This is a genomic window from Bdellovibrio sp. HCB337 (assembly GCF_047302465.1).
Taxonomy (GTDB): domain Bacteria; phylum Bdellovibrionota; class Bdellovibrionia; order Bdellovibrionales; family Bdellovibrionaceae; genus JACMRP01.
In genome coordinates this window covers 2,903,252-2,917,507 of record NZ_CP178621.1, presented here as the reverse complement: position 1 = coordinate 2,917,507, position 14,256 = coordinate 2,903,252, and the positions used below count along the sequence as shown (strand labels likewise).

Sequence of the window (14,256 nt, the reverse complement as noted above, 5' to 3'; positions counted from 1 at the left end):
CGCTGTATACTGATAGAATGCAGAACTCACGCTTGGAGGAAATCAAAAATTGTGCAAGAGTGAGTTCTATGGAGATGCGAGAACTTGAACAATCTATAGACCGATCACTGACTGACGAATTTGATGCTATCGTCACGAAGGAGTTTTGTTCAAAGCCTGGTATTGAAATCAAATCTATTGAGACAAGTAATAAGCATAATATCGGATACGAACCCAACGATGTTTGGCGTCGCATTCGTGTAGACCTTGAACAAAGTGTCACGTTTGCAAAGGTGGTCACTCAAGGAAATGACTATCCTCCGGTCAGCATTACAATTTCCAGTTCTGCGCCTCCGACCAAAGGAACCAAGTGGTTTTCTTTTACAGACCTTTGTGCGATTTTTCTTCCGCAAGATCGTTATCGCGTAACGGGTGACTGGAGAAAAACCTTTCAAGCCAATCTTCAGACCTTAAGCTTAGATTTGCCGAATTTGTATGAGACCGACATTCATGTCTCTATTGCCGGCGAAGATCCACGAGAACAGGTTCCAAACTTTTGGGAGCAAGAAGCTACGAGCCTGAAACACAAGTTTTACGCATCGGCATATCCGATTTTGAAAACTGTTGTGGCTAAGGGAGTTCCTGACATCACTATTGCCGCTCGTTGGGGATCGGATTCTCCTTACCAACGTTATAAAGACCCAGTGAAATGGGCATTGTTGTCGTTCCGCTATACCAAGCGCCAACAGGTGGACATTGTTCAGTACGTCGAAGGTCGAAAGATCCGCTTTAAGTGCGCATTGCTTGATTTAGGATTTCTTGAAAATGGTTACGGTAAGGTGGCTAAAATTAAAGAAGTGATCTCTATGGATGTGGACACCGTTAGTGGAGAAGAAAACGTTCTGCGTGTGCAAGGTGATTTCTTAGCCCGTGTCGCGAAAGAACTGCCGGCAATTCTCGGCTAATTTTCAAAAAGCTTGTGGACCTTTTCCCATTTCTCACAAAGAGGCGCTTCAATTTTTAGAAGCTGACCATCCCAAGGATTTTTAAACTCCAGTTGATGGGCTTTCAGGCAAAGGCCCTGGATTTTCAGCTCGTCCCGGAAAAAGCGATTGTGATAAGTATCGCCGTGCTCAATATCCCCTAATAGCGGGTGAGCAATGCGATCAAAGTGACGACGGATCTGATGCCAGCGACCTGTCACTGGATTGACTTCAACAAGAGAGTATCTGGTAGTGGGATATTTTTTCCCGACGGGAAATGGTAACTCGATCGTCGCTAATCTTTTGTAGGTCGTTTTTGATTCCATCAGATCAGTAAAGCCTGCGATTTCTAAAGGAATCTCGATAGAGCCTTCCTCTTCGACAATACCGCGAGCAACCGCATGATAGGTTTTTTGCAGTTCTCTTTGCATAAAGAGTTTGCCGAGTTCTCCGGCAGCTTCACGGGATTTTGCAAAAAGCAGAACGCCGCTGGTAGGCGCGTCCAGGCGATGAACCGGGTAAACATCTTGATTCATAAGTTTACGAAGAACATGCAGGCAGATTTTTTCACGGGGAACGGGGTAGCGAGAAAGCTCAGGCGGGTGGACGAAAAAACCCGCGGGCTTATCAATCGCGAAAAAATGTTCTTCTTGGTGCAGAATTCTCAAATCTTAATGCCTTCAGCTTCCATGATCCTGAGCGCGTTCGTCGTCGGGCAAGGGCCATGTTTCAAGTGGTAATAGAAAACCATCTTGCCGTTGGTATCAATATCCTCGCGGAAATGCAAATTCATTAAAGACGGGTGATCTTCTTCCAGGCTTGTAAGTTCCAGATCGTGGGTCGAAATAAAACCTAAAGCTGTTTTTTCCTGAGCAAGAGCACGGATGACGGCTTTACTGCCAATTTGGCGCTCGCGATTATTAGTGCCGCGGAAAATCTCATCAATCAGAAACAAGACGGGGGTTTTGGTTGCCGCAGTTTGTAGGATATCTTTGAGCCTGCGAACTTCGGCATAGAAGTAAGAATACCCATCTCGCAAAGAATCCGAAACCTCGATACACGTTTCAATGCGCGCAGGAACCGTCAAAAACTTATCGGCAAAGACCGGGGCGCCCATATTGGCAAGGACCTGGTTAATGCCGAGAGTGCGTAAAAAGGTCGACTTCCCCGACATATTAGAGCCTGTCAAAAGACCCAAGGTCTTGCCAGTTGGAAAGCTAAAATCATTTGCAACTGCACGGCTTCTTTCAAGCAGGGGATGGAAAACCTGACTACACTGAAGAGAACCAGTGTTTGCAAACTCTGGATACATTTGAGTTTGATATTTATCAAAGATCAGAAGAGATCCCCAAACTTCTAGCTCGGCGAGCTCCTCAAGGGATGCGGGAAACTCTTCGGCCATTTTACGACGAGCTTTTTCCAGGAAAAAGACCGAGGTCAAAGTCCAAGGACTTAAAACATTCACAAACAAACGCAAAATAGGATTTGTCTGAGTTCCCACGAAACCCAAAATAAAATCCAACTTCTTAGCCGCCCGTGAAGGACGGTGAGCAGCGATATGCCCACAGATCTCTTTAAGTCCGTGATCATAAGCGCTTCGTTTTTCAATGGCTGTAAAAAGAGGAACCAAAGTTCCTAGGTGATGTGACAAGCCCACGCCTGATAGGAAGGCCGTCCCAACAGAGCCTAAGCTCCAAAGACTAAAAAGTGGGAAAGCCAAAAACAAAACCGAAGGAAGCTTTGTTCCAGTCGAAATCGAGAACGTCATCAAGGATGCAGTCAACACCCAGAGGCAGAGGCTCACCACAAAGATTCTAAAAAACTTTGTATCGACAAAGGACTTCTTTAAGAAATCCTGCAACTGTAAAGTCGAAAGGTTCAACTCATTGCTATTCGCTTGCAAGCAAAGGCGTGTGTAAAACCAGCTTTGAGGTCTTAACTTTTTCAAAGTCTCTTGGCGAGCGCTCAGAAGGTTTTTATCCAAAGGTTTTACGCTCATCCATTCTAGAAGCTTTTTTTGACCGCCTTCAGAGAGGGTTTCATCAAGCAAAGTCCATAACGAGTGTGAGCCAACCAATCCCAGATCGCGCACCATAGGCAGAGCGCGCGAGGCTTCTTCGGCCTGTTTCCAAGAGCGCCCAGAGGGGATGCCATGAACACGATTTTTTTGACGACGAGTAAAAGCAAGAAGCCCTTGCAGATTCTGCACATGGCGATGGTAGTTTTTTGTCACTGCAACAAAAACTAAAAACACGATAAGAAAGGGCAAAGTCCATAAGAACTCAACACCTGCTTCTGCTTTAAGAGAGGCAGGAACAAGGCTCACAAAAAACAACAGACCTGCGATCAGACGGGCGTTCTGAAAGTTACGCAGTTTTAGCTGCCAAAGCTCCAACCAGCGTTGCAGTTTCGTTTCGCGCTTGTGTAAAATAAGTGACGTTTTCTGGAATTGTTTCACTGTCAAAATATGAACTTTCTTTATGTAGTGAAGATTGTGTTCCTAATTGTTTTTAAAGCGTAAGGGTAACAATTCGAAAAATCTAGCAAAATTCATAGCTTCTGCCAAACTCTGGGCTCGAACAGCATCTCTGAGAAAGTATCGCATTAGGGAACAGTTCTTTTTTATTAAAAAAAACGTGTTATAAGTCCGGTCATCAAAACGAAAAACGTTTAGACGCAAGGAGAACAAAATGAAATTATCTATGACTAAAAAAATCGCTGCTATCGTAATGGCTAGCACTGTGGCAGCAGGTTCTGCTCAAGCCTTTATTTTCGCAGCCCCAATCTTTGGTGTTATTATTGCTGGCGGTATCGTAGCTGGCGTACATGCTGGTAAAAAAGCAGCTAAAGAAGGCAAAGTTGATCAGACTTTGGCAAATAGTAACCAAGAGAAATTGAACGCTGTTGTTCAAAAGATCGATAACACGGACTACGCACTTCGTATGACGAAGTATTCTCGTTACAGCAATGGTTACTATGACGTTATCAGCCGTTATGACAATGGCCGTTTCGAAGGTCGTTTAAGCTTGGAAAGCCTAGCGGAAGCTTCTCCAAAACTTTTTGCTGACTTGGATATCTTGGAGCAATTGATGACTGAAGCTTATGGCCAAGAAGTAACAACTGCTGTTTATGGTGCTAAGTTGAATGCTGATGGCTCTGTAAACTGGCTTCGCTACAAGCTTTTGGCTCAAGACGCCTTGGCTATCAATAGCGGCCTTTACAACTAATTAGTTTTAATAAGAACTGCGGAAAAGGGCTCAGGAGTCATCCTGGGCCCTTTTTTATTTTCTGATCTATGATATACGTAACCACGTGAAAAACCTGCGCCAACGAAAAACCAAAGATCCCTGCCCTGAATGTTATCTGCACCGTAATCTTTGTATCTGCGCGCAAATTCCGTCCTTAAACTTAAAAACAAAAGTCTGCTTAGTCGTTCATGCAAAAGAGCTTAAGCGTACGACGAATACAGGGCGCCTTGCTTTAAAAGCCCTGACCAATAGTGAAATGAAGGTGCGGGGGCTTGATCACGAAGCTTTGGATCTGAGTCCCTTGCTCTCTGAAACCTATCGCACGCTCCTTTTCTACCCCAGCGAAGATGCCAAACCCTTGACGCCAGAACTGGTGGCAGAAGACCCAAGGCCGATTCAACTGATTGTTCCTGACGGCAATTGGCGCCAGGCAAGCAAGGTTCATTATCGGCATCAAGAACTCAAAGACCTTCCTCGGGTGATGATCGCAACCCCTAACGAGTCCCCCTTAAAAATGCGGGCCGAAAGCACGGAAGAGGGTATGGCGACCCTCCAGGCGATTGCTCATGCTCTGGGGGTGATTGAGGGTGAAGACGTCAAAGCGACGCTTCTAAAGCTTTATAATGCGAAGTTGATGGCGACGCTTAAAGGGCGTGGCGTGATCAAAGACCAAAGCGAGATTTGAGTCTATCGAGATGCTCTTGATGGGCGCGAACTTTGAGTAGAACCCCTTTTTCATTATAGGACTCCGCAATTACGCGCATCTTGCTGCGAATTTCACCGATGGCCCCTTGAACCGTATAGGGCACCAGAATTTCGCTATCCACCATATCGGTTTCAAAATAGCTAATAAGGCGTAATCTGAAGGTCGCAACGTCTTTCGAGTCCCGTGCGGAAAGATAGACGGCGTCTGGGAATTCGCTTTTAAGTTTTTGCAGTTCTTCAGAGCTTAGGCGGTCGACTTTATTCAGCACCAAAAGACTTTGGATTTCACTGGCGCCGACCTCGTCTAAGACTGTCCGAGTGACCTGCAATTGCGAGCGAAATGTAGGGTCGGAGGAATCCACCACATACAATAGCAAGGAAGCATTCAAGGCCTCATCGAGTGTGGATTTAAAAGAAGCCACCAGGTCATGGGGAAGCTTTTTAATAAAACCGACAGTGTCTGAGATCAAAATGCGCGGTACGGACTCGGGATAAAGCATACGCACTGTCGTATCAAGGGTCGCAAACAGCTTATCGGCGACTAAAACTTCACTGCCAGTCAATGCGCGCATCAAGGATGATTTGCCAGCATTGGTATAACCAACAAGAGCTACGGAAATCTCCTGGCCACGACGAGCCCGGCGGGTGTCGTGTTCTTGGGCGATCGACGAAAGTTCTTGTTTAAGTTCCTTAATGCGATCGCGAATTTTACGACGATCTAATTCGACACTGGATTCACCGGCACCTTTTCCGCCGACACCGCCACCGCCGCGATCCTCACCACCACCTGTTTCACGAAGGCGTGGAGCCACATAGGTCAAACGCGCGATTTCTACTTGTAAGCGTGCAGCACGCGTACGTGCATGACGGCTAAAGATTTCAATGATCACGCCCGTACGATCTAAAACAGTTACTCCTGTTGCGCTTTCTAAGTTTCGAAGTTGAGAAGGCGAAAGATCGCAGTCAAATATCAAAATATCGGCGCTCTCTTTCGGGGCTTCACTTTCTACGAATTCTTCGTCTTCAGTTTCTTCGGTTTCTAAATCAGTGTCTTCTTCATCGTCTGTCTGAGTTTTTTTGAATTTCAATGCGGCCTTGTGCAGCTTTTTTACGACCATGGGTCCAACGACACCACTGCCACCGGTCCAATTCGCAAGTTCTTTCAACTTGCCATCACCAAGTACTGTTGCAGTTCGTTCTGAATTGCGACGCTGTGAAGTTTGTCCGATAACATTGTATCCCAACGTCGTCACAAGACGTGCAAGTTCGGCTAAAGAACCTTGCAGTTCTTCATCGGAAACTTTCGGAAGTTGAACGCCAACGAGAAGTGCTTTGAGAGGCTTTGATTGAGTAGTGGTGATCATAGGACACCATAATTACAGCATTTGTGCATTTTGTCACGGTCTCTGGACATGTCTTTGGTCGCCTTTTTGATATAACAGCTCCTTTAATGAAGGAGTATCCATGAAAAAGAACAAGTTTTTGGTTTTGCTTTCAGGTCTTTTAATTGCTGGTGTCGCAGGAGCGATTGCAGCTACCTACAGTGATAAAGGCGAGAGTTCTATCTCTGTGACCGACACAAATGGTGATGTAGCTGTGAAAATGCTCGAGACTCGTTATATCACTCAGTATTTAGGGCAATACGGCAAACAGGTTTTGCTTAAAGTTCAAACTTCGACTGAGTATTGGAGTGATCGCGAAGGTTTGGCGTCGCAATCTGTGATTGAAGCGCGTTCACAAAAAGATGGCTTTAAAAACGTTCTTTGGAAAAGCACGGACGAAGGGGCAAAGGCAGATTACGTGAACGAAGAATTCGTCGCGACTACCAAGTATGGCTGCTGCGGAGATTTTGACCGTCATACTCTTTACAATATTGAAACAGGCGTCAGTCCCGCAACCTATCTGAACACCGATTTCTATGTGATCTCTGTGCCTAACAGTGATCTTACGTATCGGTACTTAGCGCAAATCGAGGACAAAACTGCTCCAGCCTCAAAAAATGGTCAGGATTATATCGGCGCTGTGGGTTATTTTGACTCTGCAGGCCGTATCACGAAAGTTCGCTTTTACACTAAAGTGACTCCGGGTTGGGGCACTCAAATTGACAGCGTCAAAGTCTTAAATTTGGCGGGCGGTAGCAGCAAAAACGCACTTCGTGGCAATGAACTAGAACTTTGGGACTCTGATGGCGTTAAAGTGGCTGCTCAGGCTTATCAAGGTTTTGGCATCTCAGGCGAAATCCATTTTGATAATAAAGACTTGAAGTTCACGGTTGCGGTCAAAGGTGATCAAATCGATGCTTCGAACGTTGAAGTAAGCCCAGAGCTTGCTTTTGAGGTTGTTCCCTAGAAAAGACCAGGGGCGTCGCGGTAGAGTTTTTGCTGTCTTTCTGCAACCTCTTTTTCTATTGTACGCCCCACATATAAAGGGAGTTTTTCAATGAAATTAACTATGACTTTTGCTTCTGTTTTGTTCTTCGCTGCTAGTGCAATGGCTGCAGAAAAGAACCTTTCTAAAACAACAACTATCGCAGCAGCACCAGCACCAGCGGCAGCAGTAGCAGCTCCAACTGTGAGCACAACTGTTAGCGCACCTGCAACTACACACAACACTGTAGCTTTCAACTTCGTAGGTTTGTCTCAAGGTAAAACGAATCTTTATCTTGATATCGGTGGCATGAGCGAAACAGTAAGCCCTGCTTTGAGCTTCAGAGCATACTCTAACAAAGAAAAAGTTAAGTCTTTGGAAGACAGAGAAGTGACTGTAGATCGCAGCCTTGCGACTGTTGGTGCTTCTATCACTTTGCTTAAGAACGAAGGCAAATCTTTGCTTTTGAACCCATACTTGTACTTCGGTACTCAGAAAAACCTTTTGGAAACTGAGAACAAAAGTGGTGCCGGCGTTCGTTTGGTTGGCCAAGTGAATCTTAACAAGACAATCGCTCTTCAAGGCGGTATCGACGGCAACAACATGGAAGAAACGTTCAAAAACGATATCTATGTTGGCGTAGCATTCGCTCTTTAATTAGATCGAGTTTGAAATCAATCTTGAAACCCACGTCAGAAATGATGTGGGTTTTTTTATGCCATTTTGCATAGCCTGAAAATACATGTGAAGCGAATTTCACGGAATGCGTACGACCTCAGCACACGGTGATTTTAGCCTTTGAGTAATGCTCAAAAAGAGAGGTTACAATGGCAACAGATCACACCCATGTGAAAGCGTATTTGGTTGGCGGAGGAATAGCGTCTTTATCAGCGGCTGCCTTTCTTATTAAAGATGGCGGAATCTCCGGGAAAAATATTTTCATCTATGAAGAGCAAGATCGAGCCGGGGGCAGTGTCGAAGCCCAGGGCAATCCCGAAAAAGGTTATCTTATTCATGGTGGACGCATGTTTGAAGAAACCTACAACTGCACTTACGAGCTTCTATCTTTTATTCCATCACTGGCGGATTCGACTCGGACCGCGAAACAAGAGATCCTCGAATTTCACCAAGACTTCGTGTGGAATGGGAAAGGACGCCTTGTTGAAGGCGGCAGGCCCATAGATGTTTCAAGCTTAGGATTCGGCGCCAGAGATCGCTTAGATCTCACAGAGCTTTTTGCTATTCCTGAGGATCTTATTGGTAAAAAAAGTATTGATGATTGGTTTAAGGCCTCATTTTTTAAAACAAACTTCTGGTATATGTGGGCAACGACTTTTGCTTTTGAGCCTTGGCATAGTGTTGTCGAGTTTAAACGCTATCTGATGCGTTACGTGCATTTGTTTTCAGCCGAAGAAAAAGTCGCTGGCGTTTATCGCACTCAGTACAATCAGTACGACACGATCATTCGCCCTGTAGTTCGCTGGTTGGCCGAGCGTGGAGTGAACTTTGAAATGGGCTGCAAGGTGACGGACATTGATTTCAAGGCCGGGGATAAAGAAAAGACCGTGCAAAAAATCTTCTACACCCAAGACGGAAAAAACCAGAGCGTCGAGATTTCTGATAATGATTTGGTTTTTGTTACTAACGGTTCTATGAGTGCCGATATTTCTGTTGGCGGTATGGACCGCGCACCGATCTTAAAAAGCAGTCGGGGCAATAACGGCTGGACGCTGTGGGAAAGGCTCTCAAAAAAGTTTAACGACTTTGGCAATCCGGCAGCTTTCAATAGTAACACCTACCAAACCAAGTGGGAGTCCTTCACCGTTACGTCCACAAGTCCTTTGTTTTTTGATCTTGTAGAAAAGTTTTCGGGTCACGAGGCGGGCGAAGGTGGGTTAGTCACGATCAAAGACTCTAACTGGCTTTTGACTTTGGTTTTGAACCATCAACCGCATTTCTATGAACAGCCCGATGATGTCTGGGTCTGGTGGGGTTATGGCCTGATGCCAGACAAAGAGGGTAACTTCATTCACAAAAAGATGTCAGACTGCTCTGGTCGGGAAATCCTGACCGAAGTGATGTCGCACTTTAGATTTATGGCTGAAATTCCAGATGTGGTGAATCACTCGATTTGTCTGCCTTGCATGATGCCTTATATCGGCAGCCAATTCATGCCACGGGAAAAAGGCGATCGCCCTTTGGTGGTTCCAAAAGGCTCGACCAATTTTTCTTTCATTGGGCAGTATTGTGAAATGCCGAAGGAAGTGGTCTTTACGCTAGAGTATTCGGTGCGCTCAGCGCAAACGGCCGTGTATCAGCTGTTGAAGCTGGATAAGGAAGTGTCGCCGATTAAAACAGCGCAAGATGTTGGGACGCTCTTTAATGTCGTGAAGACGATGAATAGAGGGCCCAAGAAGATCGAGCCCGAACAACGTGTATAATATTACTTAAAGAACAAAGGAACCACTTCGATCGCGATCAGCACAATAATGATGATCTCTAGAAGCTGGTTCTTTTTTTCGTGGCTTTCGCTGACGAAAAGTTTGGAAATCTGCGCAAGGTTTTCAAGCTTTTGGTCAACGCTGTCGCGCCAGTCTTTAAAACGCAAACGCTGAGAAGCCGCACGGAAGATCTTAGCAAGGTAAAAATCCCCCACGACTTTCATGCTATTTTCGACGCTTTCGACTGTATCGGCGATGTCCAAGTAAATCTTGGCAGCTTCCTTAGAAAGGCGGCTGTAGTAATCTTGGAAAATATTAAATCTTTTTCTTTCAAGTGCTGAATACAAATAAGTCAGCTTTTCATCTAGCAAATCATCGTAATAACGCATTTCCAGAAGCTGACAGAGGCAGAACTCGATCGTATCGACGATATCTAAAGAGCCTGAAGGTTCGATAATCAAAGCCGAGTTCCAGTCAATCACGGCAATGTCGTCATTGCTGTATTGGAATGTACTATCAAGAATCGTCTTCTTGATTTGATCCGAGAGATTTTCGTTATTCTCTGAAAGAATCAAACGGAAGATGTCGTAGCGGTTAAAGATCTCCATGGCATTTTTTTCGCAGCCATCGAGTTTTTTAAAGAAATAGCAAATGTAGTCTTCGTAAGTTTCCCAGCTTGTGGTTTGAATACGATCGGGATTGATACTCATCAAAATCTGCTCGACCTTTTGTTTGGCAAGGTTGTGCAAATTCATATCGTTTTCAAGGAAGTTCCCAAGTTCAATCAGGCGATTCCATGAAATGCTATCGGGAATTCCGAAAGACAAAGTGATTGAAAGCGCACCAAAGTGCCAGATCTTTGCAGAGATCTCGAGATCCAGAGGATGTCCCAAAGCATCGTACTTGCAGGACTCAATATTCAATGACAGTGGGGCATTGTTGATGATCATGGCTTTTGAAGAACGGTTCAGGCGGAACCTTTGTGCCTGAGACGTGGTCTCAAAAACCTTTTGTACGGCCTCAAGATTTACATCGCGGCCGATATCAAAAACTCTGTAGATCAGTATACGTCCATTCATTACTGCTCATTCCTTGATGCTGTTTGACTGTAGTAGCGCCAGAATTTTGGCAGAAAGCAGGCGGTTAGAATGACAGCTCCCACGCAGATCATTCCGCCGCTGCTAACGCTGGTAGCGACATTGAATTTTGCTGCTACCCATCCGGCTCGGGCATTCCCTAAAAGGGGCCCTGACATATAGGAGATCATTTCAATCCCAGAAAGTCGACCACGAAGATCATTTGGAACGGTTTCATTCCAAATAATTCCACGAAACAGTCCGCTAATCATGTCCGCAGCCCCGGCAAGACCCAAAAATAACAAAGCCATCCACAGATGCTCAGCATAACCAACACCCACGATAAATACGGCCCACAAAGCGGCGGCAATAACGACGGCTTTCCCGTGATGTTTTACTTTGCCGGTCCAACCACTCAGCATGGTCATTAAAAGCGCGCCGACTGCCATGGCAGAGAATAAAGCCCCGGCCGCCGAAGCTCCGCCCCATTGTTCCGACATTGCTGGAAAGAGCGCCACTGGAAACGCAAAAACCATCGCGACGATATCAATCAAATATGTTCCCACGAGTTCCGGTTTTGAAAGCGCATACTTTAAGCCGGTCTTTGCATCCGCCCAAGGAGAGTTTACCGCTTTTTCAGGAACCGGCATTTTGCGCATCAGAACAAGTGCAATCAGCGCGGCTGCGAAAGTGACAAAGTCAAAAAGGTAAGCGCCTTTAATTCCAAACTTGGCAATCAGAGCTCCGCCAAGGGCTGGGCCAACGATCGCGCCCGCAGCATAACGGAAGCTGCCTAACGCCCCAACGGCTGCGAAGTCCTCTGGCGATACTAACTTCTGAGTTAAAGCATCCATCGCAGGACGATGGAATCCTAGCACCGCTTGAAACAAAGCGACTAAAACGAAAATGAGTGGGATCGAAGGTTTTTCCTGCCACGCATTCACAGTGAGTCCCAAGATCAGAATGCTCAGGATGACTTCAGAAGTTAAAATCAACTTACGACGATCCAAACGATCTGCATAAGTGCCGCCAAGAATTCCAAAAATTAAAACTGGGACAAGTTGCACAATCCCAAGAAGGCCAACCAGGGCGTTGTCTTTAGTGAGTTCGTAAACTTGGTAGGGGATGGCAACGTAACTGACCATGCTGCCAAGAAAGGAAACCATCTGGCCAAAAAAGAGAAGTCTATAGTCACGGTATTTTTTGAGCGGAGCGATGTTAATGAGCATAGGACATCGTAGGGGATTTCCTTACTAGTGGCAATAGCTCCTCACGCCTTGGCTTTGGCTTTATCAGATAGCTTCGGTCAAAATTATTTGTTAGTGGGCTTTTTGTTGAATGTGATGCCGTATTTTTTCATTTCTGCGACGACAAGATCCCTTTGCCAATCCTGAGGATATTTATGCTGAACCTGCAAATAGAGGTCATCAAACATTTCTTGATCGGGATAACGAGCTAAAGCTGCAACAGCATACTTATAACAAGTGTCGAAATTTTGGCAAGAATCCAAGTACATTCCAAAAGCGATAGAGACCGCATTACGGCGCTGATGATTTTCATCTTTAGAGTATTCAGGCGCAGGGCCACCTGTCAGCGTTTCGTAATAGGCTCTTAAAGAAAGCTCTTCTTGGGAAATCTCGGTCTTCATTTTGTCTAAAAGGTCTAAGCGCTCAAGGCCCGCTTGCGGGTTGTCTAAGAGCTGTTGGTATTTGGCCATGTGTGATTGTTGGGGGGCTCCCGGGCCGGCCTGTTTAAACACGGGTTTTGGTGGTATCGCTGGCGGCTTTAAGTTTCCGGCAGAGGGAAGATAAGCCTGAGGAGCCGGTTTTGATGGAGTCACAGAATGAGACACGTCTGTTTGCGAGTTTGATTGTCCCGGAAGGGGACGTTGAAAGTAACGATAAGCAAATGCACCGGCAAAGAGGATGGCTATTATTAAGAGGATACTTTCAATTTTAATTCTTAACATGCAAATTCATCCCTCGACAGGCGCCTACAGGTTATACACTCAGTTCCCTTACATCGGGTTAAGGTGTGGTCCTACTCTTGCATTTAGGTTCTCCTATCTGCGGGGGGGATTCAATGAAAATGGTTGGCACTCTATTATTGAACTTGGTTTTTGTATTCGGTAGCGCATCTGTAGCAATGGCAGAAAGTCCATCACAGTCCGCGGCAAAGAAAGATCTTCAACTCTTAGAAAAATTTAAAGACTCATCTATAGTGGCTAAGGGAATCCTTAAGCGCCGCTGTCTTAAAAATCCAGAAATATCAGAACTCTGCAAAAGCTCTGCAAGTGAGCTTAGCGGTGCTGATTTAAGCGAAGTAAAGGAAACCGTTGTGTCGGATTTAGAGAAAGAAGTCTCTGAAGAACCGAAAATGGAATCACAAGCGGTCAATGTGAGCTCTGGTGACGGTACTCAATCAAGCAACGTTTCTGTGGGCTCTTATCCAGGCGCTGCGTGCGTAGCTGCTGCGAATGCCGCGGTTCAAAGAGCTACTCAAAACGTAACTAAAGTGACAGCTGGTTTGAACGCAAGACTTAATAAAAGAAAATAATTTTTCAACAAATCCCTTTAGTAATATTTAGGGCGCAAGGTTTGTTGAATGGCCCAGGAGTCAAATCCTGGGCTTTTTTATTTACGGCGCTCCCAACCGACACGAGCCGTGAAAAGAACCTTTTGGTCACTGACGCGCAAACCACGATACAAGGATAATCCTTGCTCTTCAGTAAAGCCATTGGCCTGACTGCAATTGCGATCTACTTGGACCTCGTCGCCCAGATGAGTTTCTGCTAAGAAGTTCACAGAATAGGTGTTTAATTTCAACTGACGGTGCAGATCGTAGGGAATCGAATCTAGAATCCACTGCGCATACTTCGTATTATTCACATGTTGGTTGGTATCCAAGTCAGAATTGCGTACGCGGAACTTTGCCATCTTTTCGTATTCGCCTTCGACAGCGATTTTCTCTGGTGTAAGCCCCGTGGTTTCTGCGCGTGTGATTTGCTCCCAAGGGCGTAGGTTCTGTGTAGGTAGAGGCTTTTTTGTATTTTTATCGAGTGCCATCCACGAGGTCACGCAAGTGCCGATTTCTTTGCCCTCTTGATTAAGAATACGGAATTCACGATTGAAGAAAGCGCCTTCGGGCGGGCGAATCCAAGTTTGAATTTGCACTTGAGTGCCAAAGGCAGGCCACTCTTTCATCGAGAGAGATTGACGAGTCAAAACCCAGAACAGATTTTCTTTTTCCATCTGCTTCAGGCCGAAGCCGAGACTCTCTGCGTGCATCCATGCGGTTTCTTGCAATAGATTTAGCACTCCGTAAAGGCCCAAGTGTCCCATGGCGTTCACAAGCAGGCTGTTGATTTTGTAAGATTCGATCCAAAGGGTGTTTGTCGTACTCATAAATGACATAGTAGTTCGAAAACGGAGAAGGATCATGGAGTTTTCACAGAGTT

14 protein-coding genes are annotated in these 14,256 nt (G+C 45.6%); 7 read left to right on the top strand and 7 right to left on the bottom strand.

Annotated features, from left to right (window positions below):
- The first annotated feature begins 68 nt into the window (after positions 1 to 68).
- The gene (locus tag ACLWBB_RS14090; RefSeq protein WP_413288181.1) at positions 69 to 944 is read left to right on the top strand and encodes a hypothetical protein; all 876 of its coding nucleotides are present in this window, start codon (positions 69 to 71) and stop codon (positions 942 to 944) included.
- Here the strand turns inward: ACLWBB_RS14090 and ACLWBB_RS14085 are convergent.
- Positions 941 to 1,630 (bottom strand): pseudouridine synthase, encoded by a 690-nt coding sequence (locus tag ACLWBB_RS14085; protein WP_413288180.1) that lies wholly within the window; start codon positions 1,628 to 1,630, stop codon positions 941 to 943. The two genes, ACLWBB_RS14090 and ACLWBB_RS14085, sit on opposite strands and share 4 nt — an antisense overlap.
- A complete protein-coding gene (locus ACLWBB_RS14080) occupies positions 1,627 to 3,420 on the bottom strand; it encodes a MutS family DNA mismatch repair protein (protein WP_413288179.1) in 1,794 nt (597 codons plus the stop codon). The genes ACLWBB_RS14085 and ACLWBB_RS14080 overlap by 4 nt, the downstream gene beginning before the upstream one ends.
- A 232-nt stretch (positions 3,421 to 3,652) precedes the next feature.
- Here ACLWBB_RS14080 and ACLWBB_RS14075 point away from each other — a divergent pair, with 232 nt between their 5' ends.
- Both ACLWBB_RS14075 and ACLWBB_RS14070 read left to right on the top strand, forming a co-directional pair.
- A complete protein-coding gene (locus ACLWBB_RS14075) occupies positions 3,653 to 4,189 on the top strand; it encodes a hypothetical protein (RefSeq protein WP_413288178.1) in 537 nt (178 codons plus the stop codon).
- 85 nt (positions 4,190 to 4,274) lie between these two features.
- Positions 4,275 to 4,895 (top strand): tRNA-uridine aminocarboxypropyltransferase, encoded by a 621-nt coding sequence (locus tag ACLWBB_RS14070; RefSeq protein WP_413288177.1) that lies wholly within the window; start codon positions 4,275 to 4,277, stop codon positions 4,893 to 4,895.
- On the opposite strand, the gene hflX is transcribed toward ACLWBB_RS14070, so the two are convergent.
- On the bottom strand, positions 4,873 to 6,279 hold the full coding sequence (gene hflX / locus ACLWBB_RS14065) for a GTPase HflX (protein ID WP_413288176.1): 1,407 nt from the start codon (positions 6,277 to 6,279) through the stop codon (positions 4,873 to 4,875). The two genes, ACLWBB_RS14070 and hflX, sit on opposite strands and share 23 nt — an antisense overlap.
- 100 nt (positions 6,280 to 6,379) lie before the next feature.
- On the opposite strand from hflX, the gene ACLWBB_RS14060 reads away from it, so the two are divergent.
- The 3 genes from ACLWBB_RS14060 (at position 6,380) to ACLWBB_RS14050 (ending at position 9,723) form a co-directional block, all read left to right on the top strand.
- Positions 6,380 to 7,264 carry a hypothetical protein gene (locus ACLWBB_RS14060; RefSeq protein ID WP_413288175.1) on the top strand — a complete coding sequence of 295 codons (885 nt, stop codon included), beginning with the start codon at positions 6,380 to 6,382 and terminating at the stop codon, positions 7,262 to 7,264.
- Positions 7,265 to 7,354: 90 nt separating this feature from the next.
- Positions 7,355 to 7,939: a hypothetical protein gene (locus ACLWBB_RS14055; RefSeq protein WP_413288174.1), complete on the top strand. Its 585-nt coding sequence runs from the start codon at positions 7,355 to 7,357 to the stop codon at positions 7,937 to 7,939.
- A 170-nt stretch (positions 7,940 to 8,109) separates the two neighbouring features.
- Positions 8,110 to 9,723, top strand: coding sequence for an oleate hydratase (locus ACLWBB_RS14050; protein ID WP_413288173.1), 1,614 nt, complete (start codon positions 8,110 to 8,112; stop codon positions 9,721 to 9,723).
- A gap of 2 nt (positions 9,724 to 9,725) precedes the next feature.
- On the opposite strand, the gene ACLWBB_RS14045 is transcribed toward ACLWBB_RS14050, so the two are convergent.
- The 3 genes from ACLWBB_RS14045 to ACLWBB_RS14035 form a co-directional block, all read right to left on the bottom strand.
- Positions 9,726 to 10,802 carry a hypothetical protein gene (locus ACLWBB_RS14045; protein WP_413288172.1) on the bottom strand — a complete coding sequence of 359 codons (1,077 nt, stop codon included), beginning with the start codon at positions 10,800 to 10,802 and terminating at the stop codon, positions 9,726 to 9,728.
- Positions 10,802 to 12,028 (bottom strand): MFS transporter, encoded by a 1,227-nt coding sequence (locus ACLWBB_RS14040; RefSeq protein ID WP_413288171.1) that lies wholly within the window; start codon positions 12,026 to 12,028, stop codon positions 10,802 to 10,804. Before ACLWBB_RS14040 ends, ACLWBB_RS14045 begins: the two co-directional genes overlap by 1 nt.
- 83 nt (positions 12,029 to 12,111) lie before the next feature.
- Positions 12,112 to 12,768, bottom strand: coding sequence for a hypothetical protein (locus ACLWBB_RS14035; RefSeq protein ID WP_413288170.1), 657 nt, complete (start codon positions 12,766 to 12,768; stop codon positions 12,112 to 12,114).
- A gap of 113 nt (positions 12,769 to 12,881) precedes the next feature.
- Here ACLWBB_RS14035 and ACLWBB_RS14030 point away from each other — a divergent pair, with 113 nt between their 5' ends.
- Complete coding sequence (locus tag ACLWBB_RS14030) at positions 12,882 to 13,355, top strand: hypothetical protein (RefSeq protein WP_413288169.1); 474 nt, start codon at positions 12,882 to 12,884, stop codon at positions 13,353 to 13,355.
- A 77-nt stretch (positions 13,356 to 13,432) separates the two neighbouring features.
- Here the strand turns inward: ACLWBB_RS14030 and ACLWBB_RS14025 are convergent, their stop codons facing one another.
- Positions 13,433 to 14,239, bottom strand: coding sequence for an acyl-[acyl-carrier-protein] thioesterase (locus ACLWBB_RS14025; protein ID WP_413288168.1), 807 nt, complete (start codon positions 14,237 to 14,239; stop codon positions 13,433 to 13,435).
- Positions 14,240 to 14,256 lie beyond the last annotated feature (17 nt).

Bases quoted from the DNA above. Each gene is read 5' to 3' on its own strand.
- ACLWBB_RS14090 (WP_413288181.1), top strand. From the start codon at position 69: ATGGAGATGCGAGAACTTGAACAATCTATAGACCGATCACTGACTGAC.
- ACLWBB_RS14075 (WP_413288178.1), top strand. From the start codon at position 3,653: ATGAAATTATCTATGACTAAAAAAATCGCTGCTATCGTAATGGCTAGC.
- hflX (WP_413288176.1), bottom strand. From the start codon at position 6,279: ATGATCACCACTACTCAATCAAAGCCTCTCAAAGCACTTCTCGTTGGC.
- ACLWBB_RS14060 (WP_413288175.1), top strand. From the start codon at position 6,380: ATGAAAAAGAACAAGTTTTTGGTTTTGCTTTCAGGTCTTTTAATTGCT.
- ACLWBB_RS14055 (WP_413288174.1), top strand. From the start codon at position 7,355: ATGAAATTAACTATGACTTTTGCTTCTGTTTTGTTCTTCGCTGCTAGT.
- ACLWBB_RS14050 (WP_413288173.1), top strand. From the start codon at position 8,110: ATGGCAACAGATCACACCCATGTGAAAGCGTATTTGGTTGGCGGAGGA.
- ACLWBB_RS14045 (WP_413288172.1), bottom strand. From the start codon at position 10,802: ATGAATGGACGTATACTGATCTACAGAGTTTTTGATATCGGCCGCGAT.
- ACLWBB_RS14040 (WP_413288171.1), bottom strand. From the start codon at position 12,028: ATGCTCATTAACATCGCTCCGCTCAAAAAATACCGTGACTATAGACTT.
- ACLWBB_RS14035 (WP_413288170.1), bottom strand. From the start codon at position 12,768: ATGTTAAGAATTAAAATTGAAAGTATCCTCTTAATAATAGCCATCCTC.
- ACLWBB_RS14030 (WP_413288169.1), top strand. From the start codon at position 12,882: ATGAAAATGGTTGGCACTCTATTATTGAACTTGGTTTTTGTATTCGGT.
- ACLWBB_RS14025 (WP_413288168.1), bottom strand. From the start codon at position 14,239: ATGATCCTTCTCCGTTTTCGAACTACTATGTCATTTATGAGTACGACA.